A 24,902-nucleotide genomic window follows, 5' to 3' on the forward strand; every position below is an offset into this window, starting at 1 on the left:
GATATAACTTTACAAAGTGTTTTGATTTTAGAATGTAAATTATTTGAAATTTATTTAGCTCAAAAGTGCGCTTAGTATCTTAATACGTTTTAAAGAAGCTTTTTGAGAACATGCTTTATTTCAAATTAATCGCCTCAAATGTGATGATCTAACAGAACGCTTTCATAATCATTCCTTTATATTATTTTGGATAAGTTTTTATAAAGAGACTAGAGAGCTTACAATATAATACGTTTTGTATATATTTACTTGCTATCAATTTCTTTTATATGAGTTCCTTAATATATTCATCCATAAAGCCGTATCACATAAAAATGGCGCAACTTTCTTTTGAGATGACCTTAAACTAACGCCTCCCCCACGTTTGTTATTTATTCTTCAGTATCAACAATCTCTATAAGAATATCGCTCTTATTAACCTCCTTATTTTGGGGAATAACCTTTATCTTACTTTTGCTATGTGTAGATATAATTATGGCACATCCCATTTAGAACCAGTTCCTTCAAGAAAATCATGGAGGAAAAAATGAAACAAATTTTAAAATTATTAAGTACTATAATTCTGTTGAGTATAGTGGCATGTCAATTTAATAAAACTCCCACATCATCTCTAGCGGCATGGAAGAAGCCAGGAGCAGATTTTACTGAAGTAGCAAAAGCTTTGTTAGAATGTGGCATGCCAACTCCTTACGATGTCGATCCGGAAAATCAAAAGTTAAGTAACAATGCACTAGCAACAATTCATGCTTGTATGCTTCAGTCGGGATTTCGCTATAAAGATGAAGTAGGAACGTGGTGTGAGAATGTTCAGGGGAAGGATCTTCCGGCTTGTCGTCTAGGTGCTGTTATTCCGCAGCGCAGTGTCAAAAAGCGCTTAAATAGCCCTTTTTGTAATAGGTATAAAAACGCACCTGAATGCCAATCCTAAGTCTTACTTGTGATAATGAACAATCCTGCTCTTTTTGCTTTTGCTTGAAATGGCGGGATTGTTGTTTCAACTGCTAATTTCCTACACTATCTATCAAGCAATATGATTGTAGGGAGTTCTTTTGAGTATAAGTTCATATTCTCATCCTATGATATTGCATCACAGGACAGATTTTGCACCCTTAAATTTGCGATAATTTGAGAAAGTCTTGTCCGTCCTTACGTGACAAGTTTTTTATGCCACATCACTGAGATGTTGACGTTGCGTTTTGGCTTTTTCAATCACATTCAGCAGATCGGATTGTAACCAGCGCGATAAAGAACCAAATTTTAAGGATTTTGGTAAAGATCCATTGGTTACATGCCGACGGAATGTTGAAACGCTATGCAATAATTTTGCACTTTCACGGTCTGTAAGAAGAACATCATTTTCAGTCATAACTGATCCTTTCAATCTAAAAAATAGTAACAAGTCATAAGCGTTTGTTAACCATATTTTCTTAAATTGGAAAGTAAGTTTAATCATAAAAAACAGCACTTTATGATGTATTTTCTCATTTGATAATTTATGAGTCTTATTGAAACGGAATGAGAGAACGAAGAGAGAAAGTTATCCACAGATAATGAAATAAAAATGGGGTACAAGACTCCATCTTTTAAGATTTGCTCGTGACATAAGCCGCCCATTTATCCATATAAACACGGCGCTGCTCTAAATAGTCAGTACGACGGTAGGCACGCTCTACTTTACCCCCAACCGTATGACCTAGAATGGTTTCTGCGACCTCAAAAGGAGCATCAGTTGTTTCTGCGAGCCAATCTCGTAGACTAGAACGAAAACCATGCGGACAGGCATCAAGTTCAGTTTTTTTCATATATTGTGACATACAAGTTTCACCAAGGGGACCACGACCAGTTGCAGAGAAAAAGAAATCATTGCGAAAAAGCAAGTGTGCTTGTTTTAAAATTTCCAATGCTTCATTTGATAAAGGCATGCGAAACTCTGTTGTAGCATCACGCCTTCCTTTCATATTTTTAGCAGGGATGGTCCATATATTCCCATCAATTTGATCTTTATGGATATGACACAAGGGATTTGTACGAACCCCTGTCAGGATAAGCAGATGCAAAGCCAGTTGTGTTAGGGTTGTTGTTTTGCAGAGTGTTTTATAAAAAGCTGGTATCTCTTTCCAATCCATTGCTGGTCTATTTTTAACTTTATGGCGTTGTTTGCCTAACAAAGCTTTTGCTTTTTCTGTTGCTTGTAAATCAACATCTAAGCCCAATGCAACCGCATGTTTGAGATAGAGATTAAGGCGGTTTAGTGCTTTATAGGCAGTCCCAGCTTTTGTATGCCAAATCGGTGCGAGTGTATTGCGTATCTTTGTTTGTGTAATCTCTGAAACCGGTAAGCAACCTCATTTGGGGAGAATATGAAGTTGTAAAGATGAAAACCAATCTCCATTTTTACCATCATTTTTGAGTTCAGCTTTACGGCTTTCAAAAGCATCGAGAGCGATATCTTTTAAGTAATGCAGATTACGCATCGCTTCACGCTTTTGTTTCTCACGTTCTTTAATGGGGTTACAAGCCTCACGTAAAACAGAACGCCACCCAGTTGCCAATTCACGGGCTTGTTTTAAAGAGACATCTCTTAAAGCACCCAAGCCCATTTCACGCCGCCGCCCGTGAATGGTATAGCGATAAAGCCATTGAGCATCCCCCATCTTTACACTTATGAAGGTGCAAGCTGGCACCATCATACTATTTACCGGCCCCCAATGTTGCGACAGCCCTTGGTATTGAGACGATTCATAAGAGGCATTTTTGTTCCTTTCTAAACGGTTTTCACCCCACACACCAACCCCACTTGTGACGTGCAAAGGGATGGTTTTGATTGATTCAAGATAAGGGGATTTGAGATGAGAGAATCTTACAATATTCGGGTCTCTCATTCAATAGGCAAAACAATAAATTGTCTTTATAAATCAACTAGTTGACTGTGTAAAAGTGGCACGATCGATGCAATTATAGACAACAAATTACGCACGCTTGTAGCGACGTGTGCGCAAAAGGATATTAATCCGGCCGAAACGCTTTATGGGATAGCAAAAAACTCTTGTTATCAGAACAAAGCGACCCAAGCCAATAATCAGCTAGCTTTGCTTCAAAGTAGGCAGAATTCTGCGAGGACTCTAACGGCATCCGGAGGAGGCGGTAGTACAGAACCAATCACTTTACAAACCATTGGTGATATGTCCGATAAAGAGTTTGTAGAATGGTATAACCGACCAAACAATCAAGTTATTTTTAATAAACTCATGGGTTGGGATGGCTAATGATGGTTGAGACGTAACGATATAATCCATGTGTTTTTCGCCGGCTTTTAAGCCGGTTTTTTTTACAGCAAAGAAAGGTGAGATAAATGGCAATAACATATATTCCTATTAATGATGCGCAGGCGATTAAAGCTTGGTCAAAGAGGTTCAATTATGAAGCATCAAAAGCTCTTGATATTAATCGTTTAATGGGAGAAAGTTCCAATAGTATTATACAGGTCAAGAATGAACTTAGGAAAGAAGGGGGAGATTGTGTTATGTTTCGCTTACCTTACGTGCTCAGATTATGGGACGTGGTGTAAGCGAGGGCGAAACGCTTAAAGGGAACGAAAAAGCGCTTCAATTCCTCCATGATAAATTATATATCAATGAACTGAATCATGCTCTTGCAACGAAAAAAAGCACGATTGATCAACAACTATTTCATTTAGTTTACGTGATGAAGCGCACAAGGCATTGGTTGATTGGTATGCTAATCGCATGAGTTTGATGTTTTTTCTTCAAGTATGTGATTATACCGCACCTACCATTAAATTTGAAGAACGTGAAATTTATCTTGATGAATTGTATTACGGCTTTAATGCACCTTTGGCGCCAAGCAGTAAGCGCATTGTCCGCCCCGATGGCAAAACCAAAGATGAAGATGTCAAAGAGCTAGCAAAGCATGGCTTTAATCTTAAGTTGATTGATGAAGTCGTCAAAGTTGCGAAGTTGGCAAATCCGAAAGTCAGTCCTATACGTGTTGATAGTTTAAAGGGTCTATTTATGTGGTTGGAAAGATGAGCAGAAAGCGAAGAGAAAGAGCTCACAGAGAGAGAATAACGGCTACTTCATGAGATGATTAATACCTATCAGAGTATGAAGGTGATGTATCATTTTATGAAGAGGATTGCGTTCATTGTCTTTATGTTTGTTATCGATTTTGCCCGCCTTATGGATGCACTCGATAATATTTTCATGTATCTCAAAAGATGGATAAGCAAAAGTTAGAGACTCCAAAGCCTCTCAAAACGTACCTCAGCCTCTCAAAACGTACCTCGAAAAGAACTGTTGATTCGCAATAATTGAGAGAAAAATCTAAAAGTTTTTGCTGGAATCAGAGTGAATATTCATTTTTTCAATAGGATTTTTAGATAGTTACCCCCTTTGGTAAAAGCTTACGCAAACTTCGCATTGATCACTCTGAACGTCTTTTAGATATGGTAGAGAGATTAGACGTTTCTGTTTCATTTTTATCATCTGTAGAAATTAGCAAAAGATTTGGACCGGTTGGCATGGAAGAAAAAATCATTGAACTATACGCTTTAAGTCAAGAGACAGCCGCCCATTTCGTTTAAGGAAAAAATCGAATGCTTGTAGCGGTAGTTTTAGCGTCACATCTTCTGATCCGTTGTATCGTGAAGTTATTGGCATGTTTATTGGACTTTTAAAAGTTTTTTCGCAACAAGATTTAGAAACCTTCAAAGGAATATTAGAAGTGATTATAGAGGAGAAAAGCCAAAAAAATGCTCGTGTTGCGGAGAAATGTTAGAAAATCCTATTCCCATACATTTTTTTACTCATCTCGAATCTTGAAAATAATATAAAAAATCAATAAGTTATAGAGATAAAAAAGGTTATTATTTTAAAAAAGAGTATCACGCTTTCGTGTACTCAAAAATGTTACGTTGCTTTATAGTTTTTGAAGCTAACAGCTATTTTTTGTGAATGGTGCTATATCAAAATTTGTTATTATATTTTATAACAGCACGGTTTGTATGGCTTCATTTCTTTTTTATATATAAATAAATAGAGCATTTGTTTAAGTTGCGTTAAACTTGTTGCTGTTTCTGTTATTTTTGCAGAACAAGCTTTTTATTATGCAAAATTATGGTCTTATGAAGAATATTTCAGTCAAATATCAAACAATGAAAAAGAATATAAAAGAAAATGATTCTTTGACAAAGAAAACGGATGATTGTCATCCAATATTTCGATCTGCTCCTTCAACTGTGGAGTTTAATAAATTGCGTAAACGGCTTCTCCGTCATATGCGGCAAGCGTTAGACGATTTTTCTATGCTTTCTTCAGAAAAAAAATGGCTTGTTGCTTTGTCTGGCGGAAAGGATTCTTACGGACTATTAGCGCTTCTTCTTGATTTAAAATGGCGTGGACTTTTACCTGTTGAAATTCTCGCTTGTAACCTTGATCAAGGACAACCAGACTTTCCAAAGCATATTCTTCCAGATTTTTTAAATTCTTATCAAATTCCATATCGTATTGAATATCAGGATACTTATTCCATTGTTACAGATAAATTGGCAGATACGCAAACATATTGTTCACTTTGTTCTCGGTTGCGACGTGGTCATTTATACCGTATCGCACGTGAAGAGGGATGTTCTGCATTGGTTCTGGGACATCACCGTGATGATGTTTTAGAAACCTTTTTTATGAATTTATTTCATGGTGGTCGATTAGCAGCTATGCCTGGAAAGCTTATAAATGATGAAGGTGATCTTTTTGTTTTACGCCCTCTTGTTTACGCTGCTGAAGAAGATATGAAGAAATTTTCTCAAGCAATGAGCTTTCCTATTATTCCTTGTAATCTTTGTGGTAGTCAAGATGGGTTACAACGCAATGCAATGAAAGAAATGCTAAGAGATATTGAAAGAAGAATGCCTGGACGTAAAGATACTATGATTCGTGCCTTAACAAATGTTCGTCCAAGCCATTTGCTTGATAAAAATTTTTTTGATTTTGATAGTTTATTATAAAACTGACTTATTACGCATAATGCATTTCAATCTTATCTTTAAACTGCTATACCATAAAGATCATAAGCATCTGAGTGTTCAATTTTTACGGTAACAAATTCACCGACACGTAATGGTCGTCGTGATGATATATGGACAACACCATCTACTTCTGGAGCATCATATTGACTGCGACCTTTAGCAACTTTTCCTTGACTTTCATCGATGAGAACTTGAAGTCTTTTTCCAATTTTTTTCTTTAAAAGATGACTAGAAATTTGTTGTTGTTTAGCCATAAAGCGATGCCAACGGCTTTCTTTTATTTCTTTAGCAATGTTTTCTAATCCTAAATCATTTGCGGCAGCACCTTTTACCTCTTCATATTTAAAACAGCCGGCACGTTCAATTCTTACTTCTTCCAACCATTCGAGAAGTATATTAAAATCTTCATTCGTTTCACCTGGAAAACCTACAATAAATGTTGATCGTAAGGTGAGATCTGGACAAATTTCTCTCCACTTTTCAATTCTACGGTTTGTTTTTTCCATAAGAGCAGGACGTTTCATGTTACGTAAAACGGTTGGTGAAGCATGCTGAAAAGGGATATCTAAATAAGGGAGAATCTTTCTCTCTGCCATAAGTTCAATAACTTCATCAACATGAGGATAAGGATAAACATAATGCATGCGTATCCAAATACCCATATTCCCTAGTTCGCGACAAAGATCAAAAAATTTGGTTTTTATTGTGCGATCTTTCCAAAAACTTTCTAGATATTTTATATCCATACCATAAGCACTGGTATCTTGTGAGATAACCAAAAGCTCTTTTACACCGGCCTGTACAAGTTTTTCAGCTTCTCGAAGAACATCATCGATGGGACGTGAAATAAGATTACCACGCAGAGTGGGGATAATACAAAAGCTGCAGCGATTAGAACATCCTTCGGAAATTTTTAAGTAAGCATAATGGCGAGGTGTTAAGCGAATACCTTGCGGAGGAACTAAATCGACAAAGGGATCATGAACTGGAAGAATTACTGAATGAACAGCTTGTATAACACTTTCATAGTCTTGTGGTCCTGTAATGGCCAATACATTCGGGTGTGCTTGGCGAATAACATCAGGATCAGCACCTAGACATCCAGTTACAATAACTTTTCCATTTTCTTTGAGCGCTTCATCAATATTAGCTAATGATTCATTTCGAGCAGAATCAAGAAAACCACAGGTATTAACAATAACAACATCCGCACCTTGATGCTTACGTGAAATTTCATAACCTTCAGAGCGAAGTTTTGTAATAATTCGTTCAGAATCTACCAGTGCTTTTGGACATCCGAGAGAGACAAAACTAATACGAGGTGCTATCATAACACATCCTACAACTTTATGACGATTAAATTTTATTTATTATTTTTTATAAAATCTTAAGAGTAGAATATTTCATTATCGAGTGTGGTACAATACAAAAAATACCAAACAATTTTTTATTAAATCAATGTATGGAGTGTATTTAAGAAAATATTTTTATTTTTTAATATTTGCGAATAAGTCCGATAAGTTTACCTTGTATCTGTATACGGTCCGATCCATATATGCGTGTTTCGTAATGAGCATTTGCTGCTTCTAATGCAATGGAAGCTCCCTTACGTCGGTAACGTTTTAAAGTTGCTTCTTCTTTATCAATAAACGCCACAACAATTTCACCTGATGTGGCTGTATTTTGGCATTTTACAATTATAGTATCTTTATCAAGAATACCAGCTTCAATCATAGAATCATCTTTGACCTCTAAAGCATAGTGTTCACCCGAATGAATCATCTCTTTTGGTAAAGAAAGCGTGTTTGTCTGTTGCAATATAGCCGAGATAGGTACACTTGCAGCAATACGACCCATAATAGGAATAGTAACATTTTTTTTCTCTTCTCCCTTAAAATGATCACTATCACCGATTTTTTTCAATATTTTTCTTTTATTTTTTTCTATCATACTAGGAGAAATTTTACGCGCTAAAGAAAGATTAAATGTTATCTTTTCAGGGAGTCGAATCACTTCTATTGCGCGGGCACGATTTGGCAAACGGCGTATAAAACCTCGTTGTTCTAAGGCTACCATGAGTTTATGAATGCCAGACTTTGAAGAAATCTCCAATGCAATTTTCATTTCCTCGAAGGAGGGAGATACACCTGTTTCTTTTATATGATTATGAATAAACAAAAGTAGTTCATATTGTTTACATGTTAACATGCAATATTCCAGTTAAAAACATCAAAAATAAGAAAAAATAAAGTTAATATATATTAATCTATAAATATTGTACATTTTTTAGGAAAAATTCATCAAACAAAATTTAATTGTTTTTTATATTTTTATAAATATATGAAAACATTTTTATTATATTATTTTTATATATAAATATTAATGAATATCGTAATTTTAAAATATATTTTACTCTCTTAAATGAGGTGATTTGTTTTAAGATTAATTTTATATCTCATGGGAAAAGTTATCTATTTTTTCTTTAAAAGTATCTACATACGTTATAAATTCTATCACAAAGGGTTCAATTAAATAGTACTTTTCAAATTTGATAATGATGGTAACTTTTCATTACACATGGGGAATTATTTCATGTATCATTGCTCCTTTTCTATTTTTAGGAAGATTATATTTATAAATCTAATAAAAGAGTGAACGAGAATCTTTTTCTCGGCGTGACTGATATTTGTGATTATCATTTTAGTTATGCTAAAACTCTGTTTCAGATTTCCTTTATTTTTATATAAGAATAGGCCTCCCATACATCGACATTGTAACGTTACCAAGCCATGCTCATATTTGGAAGTTAAAAACCAAAAGATTTAAAGGTGGGTAAGCATAATTTGCGGCATTAATCTAACTATCTATAGATTACAATAAATATATTTTCTGCATTGCTGATAGGTTTAAAATATTCACTTTTTCGTATCTTGGATTCTATGAATCATTCTTGATTTTTAATTTTTTTTATTCAAATTTAGCAGAAAAAAAAGTTATACATTATAATGATGATGAATAGGAAAAACAGAAAAGTATTAATAACTAAACAAAATATAATATTTTTTTTCGAAAGGTGTTGACCAAATGAAAAGTCGACCGTATGTTTCATTCACTTTCTGCAAGCGATTTGGCTTGTGTGGGAGCGCGTAGCTCAGCTGGTAGAGCAACTGACTTTTAATCAGTAGGTCCAGGGTTCGAATCCCTGCGCGCTCACCAATATTAAGAGAAATCAAGAGGTTATAGAGAAGTTAGGGAGTTTTGATCCTTTGTTCTTTTAACTTATTTTCCTGTCTATCCCGAACCTTTTTGAAGCTTTTTGATGAATTCTATTGCTAATCGTTTTTTATCCGCCGTTTTCGTATAGAGCGAAGCCATACTATCTTCTGTCCAGCCAAAAAGCGCATTAAGTTGTGATACTGTAGCTCATGCATTAGCAGCACGCGTTGCTGCTAACTTTTTTAAGCTATGAGCTGATTTTTTTATTCCTGCTGCGTTACATGCCTCACGAAACAAGTTACCAAAACTTTCTTTGACAAGCTTATTTTCACTTTTTCCGCAAATAAATGTTTCATTTCCAATAGGTCCAATTTTAAGAGTTTCTGCGAGTTCTGGCAAAATGGGTAGAAAAACATCTATTTTAAATTGACTCTTTTCTGTTCTTAAGTGAATGATATTCTCTTTCACGTCTTTCCAACCAATTCGCACCGCATCACCACGACGCAAACCGGTGTACAGAAGAACATCAATCCAAACACGTTCATGCGTTCCTAGTTTCCAGCGATGATAGTATTTGTCAATATCTTCTTCTAACCATGGTGCTAATCCCTCTGTATTAAAAGATTTTGGTGCTTTAACACTCAATGCAGGATTTCTGTTTAAAAGAGCATTATCAACCGCCCAATTAAAAAGACCATTTAGAGCCGTTAAAAAATGCTTAGCCGCGGCTGGGGTCTCTCGTCTTCTGTCTACGGCATCAAGGATATGTTGTTTTTCTATACTTTTATAAGCGCGGTCGCCAATATGTTTAGAAACATTTTTCAGAATTCTATACTTAACTTTTTGGGTCGATTCTGATTGATTATGCCATTGCATGCTTTGTAATATTGATGTAACAACCAGTCACGAGACGATTTGCTGCTTCCGTTACTGTTAATCCCGAAAGCAAAACAATGAATAATGGCACTGAAGTGGTCAATTTTCGTATGGCAACTTCTGAAAGCTATACTGATAAGGCAACAAATCAAAGGGTCGACAAAACGGAATGGCATTCTATCGTCATTTTTAATCCACATCTGGCAAAAATTGCTCTTCAATACTTGAATAAAGGTTCAAAGGTTTATGTAGAAGGCAAGTTACAAACCCGTAAATGGCAAGATAAAAACGGTCGTGATCGTTATACGACAGAAATTGTCTTACCTCAGTTTAAAGGTCAATTGTTTCTCTTAGATGGGAAAAAAGAAAATCATGACAGTGATGAACTCTCTCCAGGCCCTCATACCTTATCACAGGATTATGCTGTTGCTTCAGGTGCTAGTGACTATGGCATATCTCTTCATGACAGCATGCCATTTTGATTGAAGAAATGTGATAAAAGAAAAAGTGTGGGCTCCTACAGATGAGGGGATGTATGAGAGAGAAAGATGCTTACATTTCACGGATGAGAGCACGTCAAGATCCTGTTGATCAATTAGCAATTGAAATGCGTGCTAAACGCTATGGTTTGTCTATAGAAGATGCCAAAAATCCGCTTGCTGGTACCTATATCGGGCGGCTTTGTTTGCGAGGCGTGCTTACTCAAGACCAGTATGATACTGCACAAAAATATCTACAGTTAAGAAATGACTATTTGTGTGCAAAAGGATTGCCGGCAGCAGTGTATGATGAGATGCCATCATCTTCTGATGATAAGGCAAGAGAGAAATGGGTAGAATTTGCAACCGAACAGTTTTTAAGTATGTAAGGAGTGATAAAAGAAGCACAAGCTTTAAATCAACAGCTTAATCTTCATGCGGCAATACAATATCTTGTTATAGAAGATCAAGGATTACCACATCTTGTAAGTTCATTACGTATTGTTCTTAATGCGCTACAGAAATATTTTACGCAAAAGCATAGCAAACCATTGAAAAATAGTCTTTAGAATGTTATATTTCTATATAATATTAGAGAGGGCGTTTTATGCACACAACAAAATTACGTAAAGTTGGAGGCTCAGTGATGCTTTCTATCCCGCCTGCATTGCTTGATGTTCTTCACTTGACTGAAAATACTGAGGTTGGTTTGGCTATTGATAATGGTCGTCTTGTTGTTGAACCATCAGTCCAGCCGCGCTACACGATGGCTGAGTTATTAGCTGCTTCTGATTATTCGCAGCCACAATCACCTGAAGACCGTGAGTGGGTTGATGCCTCTGCTGTGGGGGGTGAGATTATATGAGGCGTGGTGACGTCTATATGGTCGATTTGGAACCAATCCAAGGACGAGAACAGCGTGGGTATAGTCCTGTCGTCATTGTTTCTCCTGATGATTTTAATCAAGCAACAGGTTTGCCCGTTATTTTGCCGATCACAAGCGGTGGAAATTTTGCACGCCGTATTGGATTTGCGGTGCCGCTTATGGGTACAAGAACAAGGGGTGTTATTCGTTGTGATCAGCCCCGTGTTCTCGATTTGGTGGTGCGCAATGGGCGTAAAGTAGAAAGCTTGCCAACAGCTATTATGGATGAGGTATTGGCGAAGGTCGTTACGATCTTTAGTTAATCAATTACGTATGAGATCTAGTCTTTAAGATCAGATATAGTTTGTTGTTGAACATAGAAAAATATGTATACTTGCAACTGTTGGCCATATTTATGGCTCCATCATATAGTATACTCTTTGAATATCTGTACAAAATTGTGGTACCTTTTTAATAATTTTACTATAAGCGGGCATAGTAAGTGCTGCATTTATTGTAGACACGAGATCTGTTATTTGCGTTTCTGGGCTCATACCATCAGGAGAATTCAGAAATTTCTTTGCGTACTTAAACATTGGGTTCGTAAAATATTTGGACATATTTTGTGCCGAAATAAAAACATCTTCTTTCCAATTATAGTCATAGCTTAGCGTACGTATGTATGTTGGTAAGTTTGTCCATGACATCTCCTTATTATAATCACCCTGTAATAAGCTTGCGTAGCGCCCACACAAAGTAATAAGTATGTGGCGATGTCGTACCAAGTGAAATCTTGAAAAGAAATTATCATAACCACGAGAGTATATATATGCTGATGCTTTTTGCATCTTTTCAAAATGTTCAAAATTTTTATATTTTTCATTTGCATACTTGTTATAAAGTACATCGTATTGATTAAGATCATTTACGTTAGTACATCCAAACATTATTAAGGAAAATAATAAAACTATAAATTTGATTATACGTATCATAACAATCCACCCAAAAGGCTATTTTTATCAAAGTGTAGAGTATGTATTAAATATTATACGTTTTGTAACGGTTTGAAATACCAATAAAAATCGATTTGCCATGTATAGCAATTAGTATTGCAAAAAGAACCCATACAAGAGGTATTACAAGAATTACTAAACCGTGGGGTAGTGTGCCGTGGAGCTGGAGCCGTGGAGCTGGAGGTGGGGGGATATGGATAACCTCTGTTAAAATTATCAAGATATCGCCTACCATTTCTTAACGTTTCCCATCCTGATCTATATGGATCAGATTCCGCCATACCAGTTAAAAAAGCCTGAAGTCTTTGATAATACACCGATTGAACAACCTTTCCAGTTTGGCTATTAACTTGAGCAGATTATGTCTGAGTAGAATTCTCTGCACAACTGGAAAGCAATATTTCAATAATGACTATCGCTAATAGAGCTGCTTTTTTGAAAAATAACATTAATGCCCCCGCTTTTTGCTAATCGATAACTTTATTTTCGCATATATTTGATTCGATTAGATGATACAATTATGAATTGTTGGTTGTTGAGAACACTAGATTTAGATAAAAAATAAAAAAATATACAATATCGTGATTTTTTTTTGTTGACAATGTGTCAAAAGTCGTATTTAATGGTGCTGCTGTAGTTGGTCGAATTGCGTCTAAAATTACAGTGAAGGAGATATAACTTCTCTTAAAAATTATTATATGATTGTTCAGAGCCCTGCATTTGCGGGGTTTTTTGTTATCCTTTTCACAAAAAGAAATCCTCATGAACACTACTGAGAAACTCGCAAAAAGAACGCCCCCAAAGGCTGGTTAGGGGCGGGTAAAAGGCGTGCCAAACAAAACGACACGTATTCTGAAAGAGGCAGTGCTTAAAGCTGCAGAGCGTGCTGGTAAAAAATATGGTGATGATGGTTTGATTTCTTACCTTGAAAAGCAGGCAATCAAATGCCCCGCTGCTTATTTAGAATTGCTTGGCAAGGTGTTGCCTTTACAGGTTACTGGTGAGGATGGTGGAGCGATAAAGACGATAACGCGTGTAGAGATTGCTCCTTTGGTTGATGACGATAGCACAGATTAATATAGTACCAAAGCTGATACCAATCTTTTCAGGCAAGGCAGCAGTGCGTGCGGCTTGGGGAGGACGAGGGTCAGGCAAGACAAGATCTTTTGCCTTGATGGCAGCTTTAAAAGGCTATCAATTTGGTATGGGAGGAATATCAGGGACTATGAAAAATATTATAACAAAAAACACAATAAAATCAATAATTTGATTGTATTTATTTGATATGAATCCACTTAAGAATCCACACTTTTATGCACGATTCAATTGAACATTTTTGATAAACAATAGCCATTTATAAACAGAGCATAAAAAGCAAATCATGATACCAATGTTATAACACATGAGAGCATTCAAATGAAATACAACGCAGTTATCAGTCATAACATCTCATAAATTGTACAAGACGTTTTTATCATAATAAGTTGCATTGTTAAAACGCAATTGAATATGAGAGCTTGTTTAAATACAAATATTTGAAACGTTCTTTAAGAGGTTAATCCAAATTTGGATTGAGTGATTAAGGACTCCTCAAAAATGAGGGCACTGTTATGAATAGGTTTTAAATCATCACAGAGTTAATAGGCTTTTTTCATTCAAATGTGATGATCTAAAAGAACGCTTTCATAATCATTCCTTTATATTATTTTGGATAAGTTTTTATAAAGAGATTAGAGAGCTTGCAATATTAATACGTTTTGTATACATGTACTTATTCATTTGTTGATTTGTATTTTTTAGTTGTATCTCTTTCATAAAGCCGCGTCTGTAATAATGGAACGGCTTTCTTTTTTGCACTCTTGTCTTTTGAAAATGGCATGAAACCAACGCCCCCCGCATTTGGTATTTATTCTTCAGTATCAACAATCTCTATAAGAATATCGCTCTTATTAACTTCCTTATTTTCTGGAACCTCTCTTATCTCACTTTGTCGATTGAGTTTTGCACGCCCACAAACACGACCAAAGACCTTGATAGTATGATAAACCTGAGCTTTACCATAAACAGAGCCATAAATTTGCGCACAGCCACTCACTTTTGCATAGTCATAAACCTTGCCATAAATTTTTTCACGGCTATTAACAACAGCATAGCCATAAACATGCGCATAACTAAAAAGACAAGCAGAGCCTAACACCCTAGCATTGCCATAAAGCCTTGCATATTCAAAAAGATAACTATGATGAGAAAGATGCGCATTGCCATAAACATGGGCTTCAATTGAAACGCGACTATTGCCATAGACACGAGCTTTGCCATAAACAAAGCCAGCCACATGCGCATTGTCATAAACACGGGCATTTGCATAAACCAATGCATTATCAGCAACCCAGCAATTATCATCATGAGAGAGATTACTTTCATCTTCGATAAAACCACCCAATTGACCAGCTTTAATATCATCAAAATCTTTTAATGTTTTAATGCGATAAAGGGTATGATTATCAAAAACACGGGTTTCATTTGTTAATTCATATTTTTTAGATACAGTTATAGCGGTCATAGGGAGCTCCTAATCTAATAATCGATAAAATTTTGAATGAAATGTTCTTAAGAAGGGGTGCCCCCGCCGCGCCCACGGTGTTATTTACGCAGCATCTTTAAGAGACTGATCGTTAGTACAAATATCATCACGAATTTTTATATGGCTATTAACCACGGCATTGCCATAAATTTTTACATGATGATCGATATTTGATTTACCATAAACCTTTGCATTGCCATAGACACTTGCATAATCCTTAATCCAGGCATTGCAAAAGACATGGGCATTCCCAAAAACATAGCCACAAATATGTGCCCACTCATAAACCCGTGCATTATCATAAACCTTAGCACCATCGGCAATAGTAGCGTTATCACTTACAACGGCATTGCCATAGACATGACCACAGACCCTAGCGTTATCGTTAATTTTTGCATTTTCATAAACATGAGCTTTATAATCAAAAACCCATGCCTTTCCATTCACTATAGCATTTCCATAAACCTTGGCTTGTCTAAAAACTTTAGCTTCTTGATAAATTTTAGCATTCTCATAAAGCTTGGCATTCAAAAAAACCGCAGCATTATCATAAATCCAACAATTTCCATCATGAGAGAGATTATCTTCATTTTCAATAAAGCCGCCGAGTTGACCAGCTTTTACATCATCAAAATCTTTTAATGCGCGAATGCGGTGTAAAGTGATCCCATCAAAAGTGAAGTTTTCAGTTGTTAATTCATATTTTTTGGATGAGATAACGGGGGTATTTTTTCTATAGATTTCATTTGAAATTCTTTCTAATCGTAAATTGTTGTTATTGACACCCATAAGGGTGCCGGGTGCTAACAAACACGGCGATTAGTCCGTCGTTATGTTTTCCTCCATAAAGGAGTATTGTATGACATAACTACACCCGACATAATCCTCATATACTAATAAAAGCATAAAAGACAGTCAGTATTTTATAAGGTATGGGAAAGGCTGTTTCGTAACCTATCCGCTAATCGCAAGTGTTTGTTAAGTACTTGAGTATTTATATAACAAAATACGTATTTATTATCAATCATATTTTATTCTTTTTTGTGTTTTTTATAATTATTTTTTATGCCATTGTATATAAATATGCATCATATGCTTATGAATATTTTACGTTTTATTTCCTATATTTGACTCTATATTACGCAATTGCGTTATTTTCTCTTTTAAATATTATAATAAATAAAAACGCTCTTATGATGTTTATTTTTAACTTTATAATGCATCATTATTTTTATGAGATGCCTTGTGAGTATTTTTGTGAATTTCGTTGTCATTTTATAAAGAGACCGCGTTTTTATAACCAACGCTTTTGATTCAAATCTATGTTTTGATTCATTCTCTATAGCTACCGCATCATTCTCATAAAACAAACGATAATATGATCATGCGGTTTTGATTTGTTATGAAAACACTTTGAATTCTTATATCCTTATCAAAATATCTTTTAAGGGGCTTTTGTCTCTTGTCAGTTATTAGCAGTCATTTTACCCCCTCACTTTTAAAAAAACTTTTCGATAAAAATAAAAAACATTATATTTCAATTTGTTAGTGTGTTTTGAGAAATATTCAATGTTAATAAGATGATTTATATAGACAATTAATGAGATAAGTTGATTAAAGCTTGTCAGTATCTGTCTAAAAATTTAACAGACAACATTTATGATTTTAATGAATGATTAAACCATGTTTTATGAGAGGGCATATAACTCTTTAAGACTTTTAAAAGATAAGAGATGGTTATGAATCGTGTTATAAAGAGTAACTTATCAATTTAAAGGGGGTTTTGAGTTTTGAAACTTTTTGGTTTTAAGAAAAAAACACTAAAAAGATAAAAAGCATTATTTTTCAATATATTACGTTTTATCAATTGTTCAAAAAACAATCTCTATTGATAAATACAACCTATTAATACGCATAATTCTTTTTAAAGAGAGCTTTTGCAAGATATGAAAGGCATCATTTGAGATTGCGAGTTAATCTTTTAAAGGCAATGTAAAAAATCTCATTCTATTTAAGATAGGATTTCTTAAAAGCCTTAAAGCAATCCAAATGAGAGTATCTAAAAGTGCAAGGCTTCTCTTTTTAGAATAGCGCATGGTAAAGAATTTTCCTTTAAGATTGTACATAAGCAACATAACAAGAGGGGTATAGATTATGGTTATAAGATCTATACCCCTTATGAGATTGGCATGTTCATATGATAGGCATGCTTCATAAGTCTTAAATCTATTCAGTTTCTCTTAATTCCAAATTTGGTAGGTTTTTAACAATCTTCATTGTTTCTAAACTTACCGTAATAACCCTTTGGAACAATTTCAATGGATAAGCAGGGTTGCCAATGGTCTCAAGTGCATAGCGATTGGCATCATTAACAATGCCACTCTTTTTATCAGTTTTTACACATTGACGCCCCATAACCCATTCAAGAGCAGATTTACCATTTACGATATAGTCATAAGCTTTAAGAGGAATATCTGTTATTGTGATATTGCTATTGTAAATAACAGTGGTTTTATTCTTTTCCTTACCATTCCCAGCGAATTTTATTTCTGTAACGTAATAAAACTTTTCGGGGTTCTTGATATCTGTCAGTTTTGGATTGCCTTTTTTAAAGGTCACGAGATAAGGTTCTATGGTTTTATAATTAACGTGTAAATTTTCTAATTCACGACCAGCATTAACAAATTCCCAGAAATCTTCAGCACTCTTTACACAAGGGATGCGAGGGAGCTCTTTAGAGAGATTATCAGCATAACAAGCACGATAATCTTCTGAATGCAAGAGCTCGTAAACATAATAAAAGATATCTTCTTTAGTGATAATCTCATTAGGATAAGCTGTTTTAAAATGTGCTAATCCTTCATCAGTAATGGCATCACGACGTTGTAAACCAGTGATTGTGCTTTCCTCTGTAGAATTTATAAATAAATGAGGTTGTTTTTTATTTTTGTCTTTTGAAGAAGCGGCATATTCGTAAAGGTACAATGGAAAGCATTGGCTACCACCATCTATCATATTCAAATCAGGTAAATGTTTATTCATCAAAACAGAAAAACCACTTCGTGCTCCTACGCCTGTAACTTGAATCACTCTATTATCAACGGCTTTTCCCATTGGAAATATAAGCGGCATTTGGAAAACTATATGGTTAAAAATACGACTATAGTAAAGCCATTGCTGTATAAATGGACGATAAAGACTTTGAATCATGCAATCATTTTTAAATTCAGAACATTTGCCTCTTACAAACTCTTCTTTCAGACTACTACTCCAACAGATCTTTGTCGTATCAATGTTAACGAAATTGTCTACAGCCTTTGCACGTGTTTTATAGTCAGCATGTGGATATGTGTCATTAAAACGTTTTATTTTGTTATTATAAAAAGCAATCATATTTTTCATATTTTTTGCTAAAGATTCACGGCTTGAGTTGTATACCCAAGTATCACGGCTCGTCATAATACCACGAGAATAAGTCTCAAAAAGTTTTTTACCATGATCTTTTTTATTACATAAGGTTATAAACGTTTTAAAACTATCATCACGTTGATTTATCCAATCTCCGTGCTCGTCTGGTGTAATGATTTTCCAACCGCGATTACTCCGTGTAATGCCACCAATACTACTAAGGGACTCAAGAGTCGCAAGTTTACCTTCTATTGTAAGATTATTGCCAATATCATGATAGTAAATTTTACACTCTCCAGAAACATTGGGATTTTTGATAAATAACGTTACGGCAATACCGGTCATACTACCACTACCAAAAATATTTTCTCCTTCTTGAGCTCTACCACCGCTTAACATATTCTTACGAAAATCACCCCGTAGATTGAGCACATAAATACTGGTAAATTCCTTGGTTAAAGATTTTCGCAAACCATCCATGGCTGGTTTTTCTATGTAACCAGAACCAGAAACAAAACCGATGACCCCAGCATTTTCAATACGGTCACTTGCCAAGCGAATAGCACGAATATAACTATCATAAAGCGCCCGTATATTCGTTGCTTTTGATTGAACAGCATAGGTTTCACAAATACGGTTATCTAAGAGTGGATAAGGAGTATTCTTGGCATTATCATTTTCGCTTTTTTGTCCAACCGAATAAGGAGGGTTGCCAAAGATCACTTCAATATTGAGTTTTTTCTGAACTTCCAAATATTCACTGTTTTCTTTAAACAATGCTTGTAGCAGATTTTTTTCTTCAAGCATCTGAAACGTATCGGTTAAACCAATATGTTTAAAGGGAATATAATCTCCTTTCATAAGACTATGATAGGTCGATTCAATATTAATCGCTGCTATGTAATAAACTAAAAGAACAATCTCATTGGCATGGATATCATGACGGAACTTATATTCCATATCCTCTGCTTTAATGAGATTGGATTATAAAAAACGCGTGATAAAGGTACCTGTTCCCGTAAAGAGGTCAAGAATAGAAACACCCCGTGAACCGAAGCTCTTGCCAAATTCCTTGCGTAAAACATCATCAACAGGGCGAATAATAAAATCCACAACCTCAACAGGGGTATAAACAATACCAAGCTTATCGGTTGTACGTTTGAAAGCCTTGGCAAAAAAGCTTTCATAAAGCTTGATAATAAGATTTTGTCTTGCATAGGGTTCGGTAATCCCAGAGGCACGGAATTTGACACTGTCATAAAACTCTTTAAGTTCCCTCGAATCCTCTTCAATATTTGTCTTGTCTAATTCCTTTAAGATCTTTTCCATTGCTTGTGAGATGGCATTGTTTTGAACAAATTGATTGCCATCAAACAAAGCCTCAAAAACAGGACGCGTGGCAAGATGCTGTGCGAGCATCTCAATCGCTTCTTCTTGTTTAATATCACTGTTTAAATTGTTCTTTAATTCCTCGTGAAACGCATCAAACGCACGGCGTGCTTTACTCTTTTCATCAGCAAGCATATTTTGCAGGCGGTTGATATGATTTTGTGCAATCTCAGCAACATTGCCCGCCCAGTTTTCCCAATAATCGGTGATAGCAAATTTCTTAGCAAGGAGTGTTCTAAGGGCATTGGGAAACTCAATAAAAAAGGGTAATTTTCCTTGTACTTCAATGCTCTAAGAAGGTTCATAAGCAGGTATTCCAATTTTCAGTCCCGTACTTTCTGGTTTTTCATAGAGTAAGAGTTTTTCCTCAACCACAGTCATACTGTCTAAGGCGATAATCTCTAAGGTATGACTTACATCTTGCCCTAAATTCATTTGATTAAGGGTTTTGCTAAAATTCTCATCATGGGCAAGCAAAGCATTGAGAACTTGCCAAACAACACTGTATTTCTTATTGTTTTTTTAAAGCCAATTCGGGGGAGATCCCAGCAGGGACTCCAACCGGTAAAATGATATAGCCTCTTTTCTTATTGGGGGCCCGACGCATCACACGCCCCACCGCCTGTATCACATCCACTTGGCTTTTGCGCGGGTGTAAAAACATTACCGCATCAAGAGCAGGGACATCCACACCTTCTGAAAGACAACGGACATTGGTTAAAACACAGCAGGTATTTTTCCCCGCATCTTCTTTTAACCAATCAAGTTTTTTGTACGCTCTTTAGCGCTACAAGTTCCATCAATATGCTCAAATCTACAGTGAAGAGCAGGCGTTTTTTATGACTTTCATAAAGAGTACGTAATTCAGACTGAATTTCATCAGAATTAAAGGTATCACGAATGCGTTCAGAAGTTTTAATATCTTTACAAAAAGCCAAAGCACGGTGCATCGGATTTGGATCATCATTTAGATCAAGTTTAGATCGATTTTGCTAAGGGCTTGGTAACACCCTACGATTTTGGTCTTATCATCAAGAATAAGTTCATAATTATCATCGGTCATAAGATGTTGAATGGATTGGACTACCGCTTGTTCATTCACACCCAAGACAATAATCTTATAAGGCGTTAAGAGTTCATTCTTGACGGCATCGGAGAAACTATAAAAATACAGCTGTTTTCCATAGATTATCTCATTATCCATAGAAGCCAGCACGGCATCCAGTTCATTCGCACGCCTTTTCGCATGGTCACTAAAGATGCGCGGGGTTGCGGTCATGTAGAGACGTTTTTTGCCCTGAATAATGCTGTTATCATGAACCTTGATAAAATCAGATTCACTTTTATCAGTTCCCAAAGCCGCCCCCGTTGTACGGTGAGCTTCATCGCAAATGATCAGATCAAATTCAGGTAAATCATGATCCTTTTACGCATCGGCAATCACTTGGATTGATTGGTAAGTAGCAAAAACAACATTCATAACATGGGGAGAAACTTTGTTTCCTTTCTCTCCAAGCATTTGCGCATCGGTTGTGACAGGCAAGGCTAAATCCGAGGCACTCAGTTCAGCATCATCATCGTTATTGAGACGCCGCTTGCCTATTTGCTTATCAGAACAAACCGCAAAGGAACGTAATGGGACTTGTGCATCCGCTGTCCATTCGCGTATGGTTTGTGACATAAGAGCAAGAGAAGGCACCAAAAACAAAACACGCTTGCCTTGACCAGCAAGAGTTTCTGCTATTTTCAGACTCGTAAAGGTTTTACCTGTTCCACAAGCCATAATCAGCTTGCCACGGTCTGCTTCTTTTAAACCCTCACAGACAGCTTCAATGGCTTCTTTCTGATGGGTAAAAGGCAACTTTTGTTTCTTATCTTTAAGAACAATTTTCCCTTCTGTTTCAAAAATCCCCCAATCGATTGCACTGTCTTCCATATTAAAGAGATTAATGCGATAAACCGGAACCGCTTGTCCTACAATCATGGTATTGGCGTTTTCGCTTAATTCCCCTTGCGTGCTGTCAATAAGAAGGCGATATTTAAAACGATTTTTACCTGAGATGGCGATAAAGCTCTCAATATTCTCTTGTGTGATCTGATAATTTGTCTCATAAATTTACATTGAATGGCGACATATTCATTGCAATCACGTATTTTTGCCACCAGATCAATATCCGTATCTTCATCGCTTCCTTTCCATAAATGCACATCAGCCACGTCTCTATAGCTTTGGACCGTTTCATATTCTTGGCATTGGAGAGGGTTTTGCGTGAGATAAGCAATTACAAACTTTTCGAAAGCTTTTTGCTTCTCCTGTTCTGAGATTGGTTTTTCACGATAAGATTGTAAGAGAGCGTAAAGAGAATTGTTTATTATCAGAATTAATATTTTGAGACATTATTCAATAAACTCCATTGCCTTATGAGACTCAAAGAATTGCAATGGCGTTTTATAAATACATTTAGAACAAATATCGAGTGCCCAATAAACCAAAATGGCTCGAAAATCTATCAATTGCTTCAAAAAAATTTACCAAGATGCAATTATAAACAGCCTATAAACAGCAAAGTAATGAAATTTGCTATTCGTTTTTGCGACAATAAAGACAAATTTGAACCGTATTTTAAGTGATCAAAATGGTTATTTTGAAGTATTTTATTACCTCTAAAAAACATAACAATTATTTGTTAAATTTACCGATAAAAATTGACAAAACAAACAAAACTCAAGTCACTGATTGTCTATTTTGTTCACATTGCTTTTATGTATTGGATTGCAAAAGTGTATAAAATGCTAACCTATTGAAATAGAATATTTTTATTTTCTCTCTCAACTTTTTTAAATGGGAGGGGGTAAATCAACAGACAAAACTAACAAAAGAGGCAAAACTCTTATTTCAATAGAATTGTGATCATTCGCTTTGCAGAGAGGTGAGCGAACAGAATGCCATTGAAAAGAATTTTGCAAAATTGTTTTGAAGATCTTTAAAAGCACGCGCTTTTTTATTGATGGGGATAGGGAGCATTAAAGATTGACACTCCGAACAGTTTTGGTTAAGAAGTACATGATAAAAGCGTGGGGGAGAGATTTTCACAAAATTAAAATCAGGCAAGGTTTTGGTGCCAATTGTATTGAGATGCTGATATCTCTGGATGCGAACGCATGTACTTTTTTGCTCAAAATTTTCAAATATTTATGAAGCGTTTTTAAAGAGCGCTTTACTGGATGACCAAAAGTGGGGGCGTCTTTCATTGTTTTTTGGATATTTACGTCAAACTTATCGCTTAAGGCTTTTTCTAATCGTTTTTATCTTCTTTTGCATGTTTTGTGGTGGAAGGGGAGTTTTGGCGCGCTCTTCGGCTGTTTTCCAGTCTCCAGCAGATGTTTTTTCACGTCAACAGGCTGAGCAGCAAAGATTAGAGAAGATAGAGAGTTTGCGGGCTTTAACGCCCAAAGGAATGACCTCTTCTTCTGAAAGAGAGCAAGGCGCGCTGTTGGGTGGGGGACCGTGTTTTGCCATTCATCATATTGCTGTTGAGGGTGTGCATCATCTCAAAAAGCGCAGCATCGCAACCGTGACGAATCCTTATGTTGGGCGATGTCTTGGGCTTTCTGATATTCAGGGATTGATGAAACAGCTCACCAAGCTTTATTTAGAGAAAGGCTATGTGACGGCGCGTTTTTATATTCCCGATCAGGATATCAAAAGCAGCAAAACTCTCAAATTTGTTGTTGATGAGGGGCAACTTTCAGAGATCTATTATAATGGTTTTCCGGCTTCTGCTTATAACAATATTGTGTGGAGTGCTTTTCCTGGCCTTAAAGGGCACATTCTCAATATGCGCGATATTGAACAGGGCCTTGATCAGATCAACAGGCTTCATTCAGCGCATGCTAAAAGTGAACTTTTACCTGGTCGTGAAGAGGGCAGCACCATTGTCAATATTAGCCATCATCCTGGTCACACTTTAAGTATGACTGTTAGCCATGACAATTTGGGACCAAGCCTCGACGGGCTATGCGCGTTATAGTGCGGGGATAAAGGTTGAAAATCTTTTGCAGATTAATGATGCGTGGGATTTTAACTATCAACGCAGTGCAACAGATTATTGGGGTGAGAGCAAACAAGAGGGGCATAGCAATAATTTTTCGGCAAGTGTGAGTGTCCCTTACGGTTATTGGACATTTTCTTTGCATGGTTCTGTTTATGATTACCTGAGCATTATTAAGGGCAATTTTACAGAGATTGAGACGACGGGCAATTCCAGTGAATTGCACGGCAATGTGAGCAGAGTGATTGATCGTGATGGTCTTTCGTTAACGACGTTAAATTGGGGTCTTTCTTATAAAAGAACCAACAATTATCTGCTTGGCAATAAGATTGAGGTTGGCAGCCGGCAATACAGTGTTGCCAATATTGGTGTTTCGCATTCGCGCCAGATGTTTGGTGGGACTTGGACATTTGATATCAATTATTTGCAAGGGCTTGGTTTGTTTCATTCTGTCAAGAAGCATCAAGCAGGTGCAGGGGATGGGGAGCCTCAATTTACAAAATTTACAGGCACACTGAGTACGATGACACCCTTTAAGGTGGGGGGATTGGACTTTATCCTCAACACTCTTTTGGTAGGGCAATATTCCCCGCATAATTTATTGGGTGCGGAGCAGATTTCCTTGGGGGGTGCTTCCAATGTGCGGGGTACGCGTGAGAGTTTGCTCTTTGGCAATAACGGTTTTTTCAGCCGCAATGAGTTGTCTTTGCGTGCAGTGCCTTGGAGCAATAATGCTTCTTTGCAAAAGATTTTTGGTGAACTTCGTCCTTATGTTGGTTTGGACTATGGGCGTATTTTTTCACAAGCGTGTTATGGCTTGAAGAGTGAACAGCTTGCTGGTTGGACAACAGGGGTCAAGCTTGTGGGGGGAATTGTCTCTCTTGATGCAAGCTATTCGAATATTTTGTGGAGCACCGTAAAACACAACAAGTCGGGCACGGTTTTTGTGACGATGACAGTGAGTCTTTAAACACAGC

At 36.2% G+C, this 24,902-nt stretch carries 14 protein-coding genes, 1 tRNA gene and 10 pseudogenes; 16 read left to right on the plus strand and 9 right to left on the minus strand.

Annotated features, from left to right (window positions below; genetic code table 11):
• The first annotated feature begins 526 nt into the window (after positions 1–526).
• A complete protein-coding gene (locus NMK50_RS00870) occupies positions 527–928 on the plus strand; it encodes a hypothetical protein (protein ID WP_254770523.1) in 402 nt (133 codons plus the stop codon).
• A 234-nt stretch (positions 929–1,162) separates the two neighbouring features.
• On the opposite strand, the gene NMK50_RS00875 is transcribed toward NMK50_RS00870, so the two are convergent.
• Together NMK50_RS00875 and NMK50_RS00880 are read right to left on the minus strand one after the other, a co-directional pair.
• A complete protein-coding gene (locus NMK50_RS00875) occupies positions 1,163–1,366 on the minus strand; it encodes a helix-turn-helix transcriptional regulator (protein ID WP_254770524.1) in 204 nt (67 codons plus the stop codon).
• Positions 1,367–1,583: 217 nt separating this feature from the next.
• Positions 1,584–2,752: pseudogene (locus NMK50_RS00880) on the minus strand (tyrosine-type recombinase/integrase).
• Between the two features lie 181 nt (positions 2,753–2,933).
• Between NMK50_RS00880 and NMK50_RS00885 the strand changes: the two are divergent.
• The 7 genes and pseudogenes from NMK50_RS00885 to ttcA all read left to right on the plus strand — a co-directional run.
• A pseudogene (locus NMK50_RS00885) lies at positions 2,934–3,266 on the plus strand (hypothetical protein); the annotation flags it as partial.
• Between the two features lie 86 nt (positions 3,267–3,352).
• Entirely contained in the window at positions 3,353–3,568 is a 216-nt protein-coding gene (locus NMK50_RS10480; RefSeq protein ID WP_309486018.1) for a phage capsid family protein, read from the plus strand.
• Positions 3,517–3,750, plus strand: coding sequence for a phage capsid family protein (locus tag NMK50_RS10550; protein WP_254770525.1), 234 nt, complete (start codon positions 3,517–3,519; stop codon positions 3,748–3,750). Before NMK50_RS10480 ends, NMK50_RS10550 begins: the two co-directional genes overlap by 52 nt.
• Complete coding sequence (locus NMK50_RS10555; RefSeq protein WP_254770526.1) at positions 3,747–4,049, plus strand: hypothetical protein; 303 nt, start codon at positions 3,747–3,749, stop codon at positions 4,047–4,049. Before NMK50_RS10550 ends, NMK50_RS10555 begins: the two co-directional genes overlap by 4 nt.
• Positions 4,046–4,256: pseudogene (locus NMK50_RS10560) on the plus strand (hypothetical protein). The gene NMK50_RS10555 and the pseudogene NMK50_RS10560 overlap by 4 nt, the downstream one beginning before the upstream one ends.
• A 143-nt stretch (positions 4,257–4,399) precedes the next feature.
• Positions 4,400–4,797, plus strand: a pseudogene (locus tag NMK50_RS10565) (XRE family transcriptional regulator).
• A gap of 346 nt (positions 4,798–5,143) precedes the next feature.
• Positions 5,144–6,022, plus strand: a complete 879-nt coding sequence (gene ttcA / locus NMK50_RS00905; RefSeq protein WP_254771142.1) for a tRNA 2-thiocytidine(32) synthetase TtcA — start codon at positions 5,144–5,146, stop codon at positions 6,020–6,022.
• Between the two features lie 38 nt (positions 6,023–6,060).
• Here the strand turns inward: ttcA and rimO are convergent, their stop codons facing one another.
• The gene (gene rimO / locus NMK50_RS00910) at positions 6,061–7,374 is read right to left on the minus strand and encodes a 30S ribosomal protein S12 methylthiotransferase RimO (protein WP_254770527.1); all 1,314 of its coding nucleotides are present in this window, start codon (positions 7,372–7,374) and stop codon (positions 6,061–6,063) included.
• Between the two features lie 163 nt (positions 7,375–7,537).
• Positions 7,538–8,251, minus strand: a complete 714-nt coding sequence (gene lexA, locus NMK50_RS00915) for a transcriptional repressor LexA (protein WP_254770528.1) — start codon at positions 8,249–8,251, stop codon at positions 7,538–7,540.
• 932 nt (positions 8,252–9,183) lie between these two features.
• Here lexA and NMK50_RS00920 point away from each other — a divergent pair.
• Positions 9,184–9,259, plus strand: a tRNA-Lys gene (locus NMK50_RS00920).
• A gap of 75 nt (positions 9,260–9,334) precedes the next feature.
• Here the strand turns inward: NMK50_RS00920 and NMK50_RS00925 are convergent.
• Positions 9,335–10,179 (minus strand): annotated as a pseudogene (locus tag NMK50_RS00925) (tyrosine-type recombinase/integrase); the annotation flags it as partial.
• A 33-nt stretch (positions 10,180–10,212) separates the two neighbouring features.
• Between NMK50_RS00925 and ssb the strand changes: the two are divergent.
• The 4 genes and pseudogenes from ssb to NMK50_RS00945 all read left to right on the plus strand — a co-directional run bounded on the left by ssb (position 10,213) and on the right by NMK50_RS00945 (position 11,802).
• On the plus strand, positions 10,213–10,617 hold the full coding sequence (ssb, locus tag NMK50_RS00930; protein ID WP_254770529.1) for a single-stranded DNA-binding protein: 405 nt from the start codon (positions 10,213–10,215) through the stop codon (positions 10,615–10,617).
• A 53-nt stretch (positions 10,618–10,670) separates the two neighbouring features.
• Positions 10,671–11,183: pseudogene (locus NMK50_RS00935) on the plus strand (hypothetical protein).
• Between the two features lie 38 nt (positions 11,184–11,221).
• A complete protein-coding gene (locus tag NMK50_RS00940; protein WP_254770530.1) occupies positions 11,222–11,479 on the plus strand; it encodes an AbrB/MazE/SpoVT family DNA-binding domain-containing protein in 258 nt (85 codons plus the stop codon).
• Positions 11,476–11,802, plus strand: a complete 327-nt coding sequence (locus NMK50_RS00945; protein ID WP_254770531.1) for a type II toxin-antitoxin system PemK/MazF family toxin — start codon at positions 11,476–11,478, stop codon at positions 11,800–11,802. The genes NMK50_RS00940 and NMK50_RS00945 overlap by 4 nt, the downstream gene beginning before the upstream one ends.
• Positions 11,803–11,892: 90 nt before the next feature.
• Here the strand turns inward: NMK50_RS00945 and NMK50_RS00950 are convergent, their stop codons facing one another.
• Positions 11,893–12,471: a hypothetical protein gene (locus tag NMK50_RS00950; protein WP_254770532.1), complete on the minus strand. Its 579-nt coding sequence runs from the start codon at positions 12,469–12,471 to the stop codon at positions 11,893–11,895.
• Between the two features lie 783 nt (positions 12,472–13,254).
• Between NMK50_RS00950 and NMK50_RS00955 the strand changes: the two are divergent.
• Together NMK50_RS00955 and NMK50_RS00960 are read left to right on the plus strand one after the other, a co-directional pair.
• Positions 13,255–13,569, plus strand: a pseudogene (locus NMK50_RS00955) (hypothetical protein).
• Positions 13,550–13,720 (plus strand): annotated as a pseudogene (locus NMK50_RS00960) (PBSX family phage terminase large subunit); the annotation flags it as partial. The pseudogenes NMK50_RS00955 and NMK50_RS00960, both read left to right, overlap by 20 nt.
• Before the next feature lie 678 nt (positions 13,721–14,398).
• Here the strand turns inward: NMK50_RS00960 and NMK50_RS00965 are convergent.
• The 3 genes and pseudogenes from NMK50_RS00965 to NMK50_RS00975 form a co-directional block, all read right to left on the minus strand.
• Entirely contained in the window at positions 14,399–15,055 is a 657-nt protein-coding gene (locus NMK50_RS00965) for a hypothetical protein (RefSeq protein WP_254770533.1), read from the minus strand.
• Between the two features lie 84 nt (positions 15,056–15,139).
• Complete coding sequence (locus tag NMK50_RS00970; RefSeq protein ID WP_254770534.1) at positions 15,140–15,865, minus strand: hypothetical protein; 726 nt, start codon at positions 15,863–15,865, stop codon at positions 15,140–15,142.
• 1,437 nt (positions 15,866–17,302) lie between these two features.
• Positions 17,303–22,271 (minus strand): annotated as a pseudogene (locus NMK50_RS00975) (DEAD/DEAH box helicase).
• Positions 22,272–23,094: 823 nt separating this feature from the next.
• Between NMK50_RS00975 and NMK50_RS00980 the strand changes: the two are divergent.
• Positions 23,095–24,895 (plus strand): annotated as a pseudogene (locus NMK50_RS00980) (ShlB/FhaC/HecB family hemolysin secretion/activation protein).
• Positions 24,896–24,902: the final 7 nt, after the last annotated feature.

It is taken from the genome of Bartonella harrusi (genome assembly GCF_024297065.1).
Lineage (GTDB): Bacteria > Pseudomonadota > Alphaproteobacteria > Rhizobiales > Rhizobiaceae > Bartonella > Bartonella harrusi.

Coding starts and splice junctions, on each gene's coding strand:
- NMK50_RS00945 (WP_254770531.1), top strand. CDS start 11,476: ATGAGGCGTGGTGACGTCTATATGGTCGATTTGGAACCAATCCAAGGA.
- NMK50_RS00875 (WP_254770524.1), bottom strand. CDS start 1,366: ATGACTGAAAATGATGTTCTTCTTACAGACCGTGAAAGTGCAAAATTA.
- NMK50_RS00965 (WP_254770533.1), bottom strand. CDS start 15,055: ATGACCGCTATAACTGTATCTAAAAAATATGAATTAACAAATGAAACC.
- NMK50_RS00950 (WP_254770532.1), bottom strand. CDS start 12,471: ATGATACGTATAATCAAATTTATAGTTTTATTATTTTCCTTAATAATG.
- lexA (WP_254770528.1), bottom strand. CDS start 8,251: ATGTTAACATGTAAACAATATGAACTACTTTTGTTTATTCATAATCAT.
- NMK50_RS00940 (WP_254770530.1), top strand. CDS start 11,222: ATGCACACAACAAAATTACGTAAAGTTGGAGGCTCAGTGATGCTTTCT.
- NMK50_RS10480 (WP_309486018.1), top strand. CDS start 3,353: ATGGCAATAACATATATTCCTATTAATGATGCGCAGGCGATTAAAGCT.
- ssb (WP_254770529.1), top strand. CDS start 10,213: ATGAATAATGGCACTGAAGTGGTCAATTTTCGTATGGCAACTTCTGAA.
- ttcA (WP_254771142.1), top strand. CDS start 5,144: ATGAAGAATATTTCAGTCAAATATCAAACAATGAAAAAGAATATAAAA.
- NMK50_RS00870 (WP_254770523.1), top strand. CDS start 527: ATGAAACAAATTTTAAAATTATTAAGTACTATAATTCTGTTGAGTATA.
- NMK50_RS10555 (WP_254770526.1), top strand. CDS start 3,747: ATGAGTTTGATGTTTTTTCTTCAAGTATGTGATTATACCGCACCTACC.
- rimO (WP_254770527.1), bottom strand. CDS start 7,374: ATGATAGCACCTCGTATTAGTTTTGTCTCTCTCGGATGTCCAAAAGCA.
- NMK50_RS00970 (WP_254770534.1), bottom strand. CDS start 15,865: ATGGGTGTCAATAACAACAATTTACGATTAGAAAGAATTTCAAATGAA.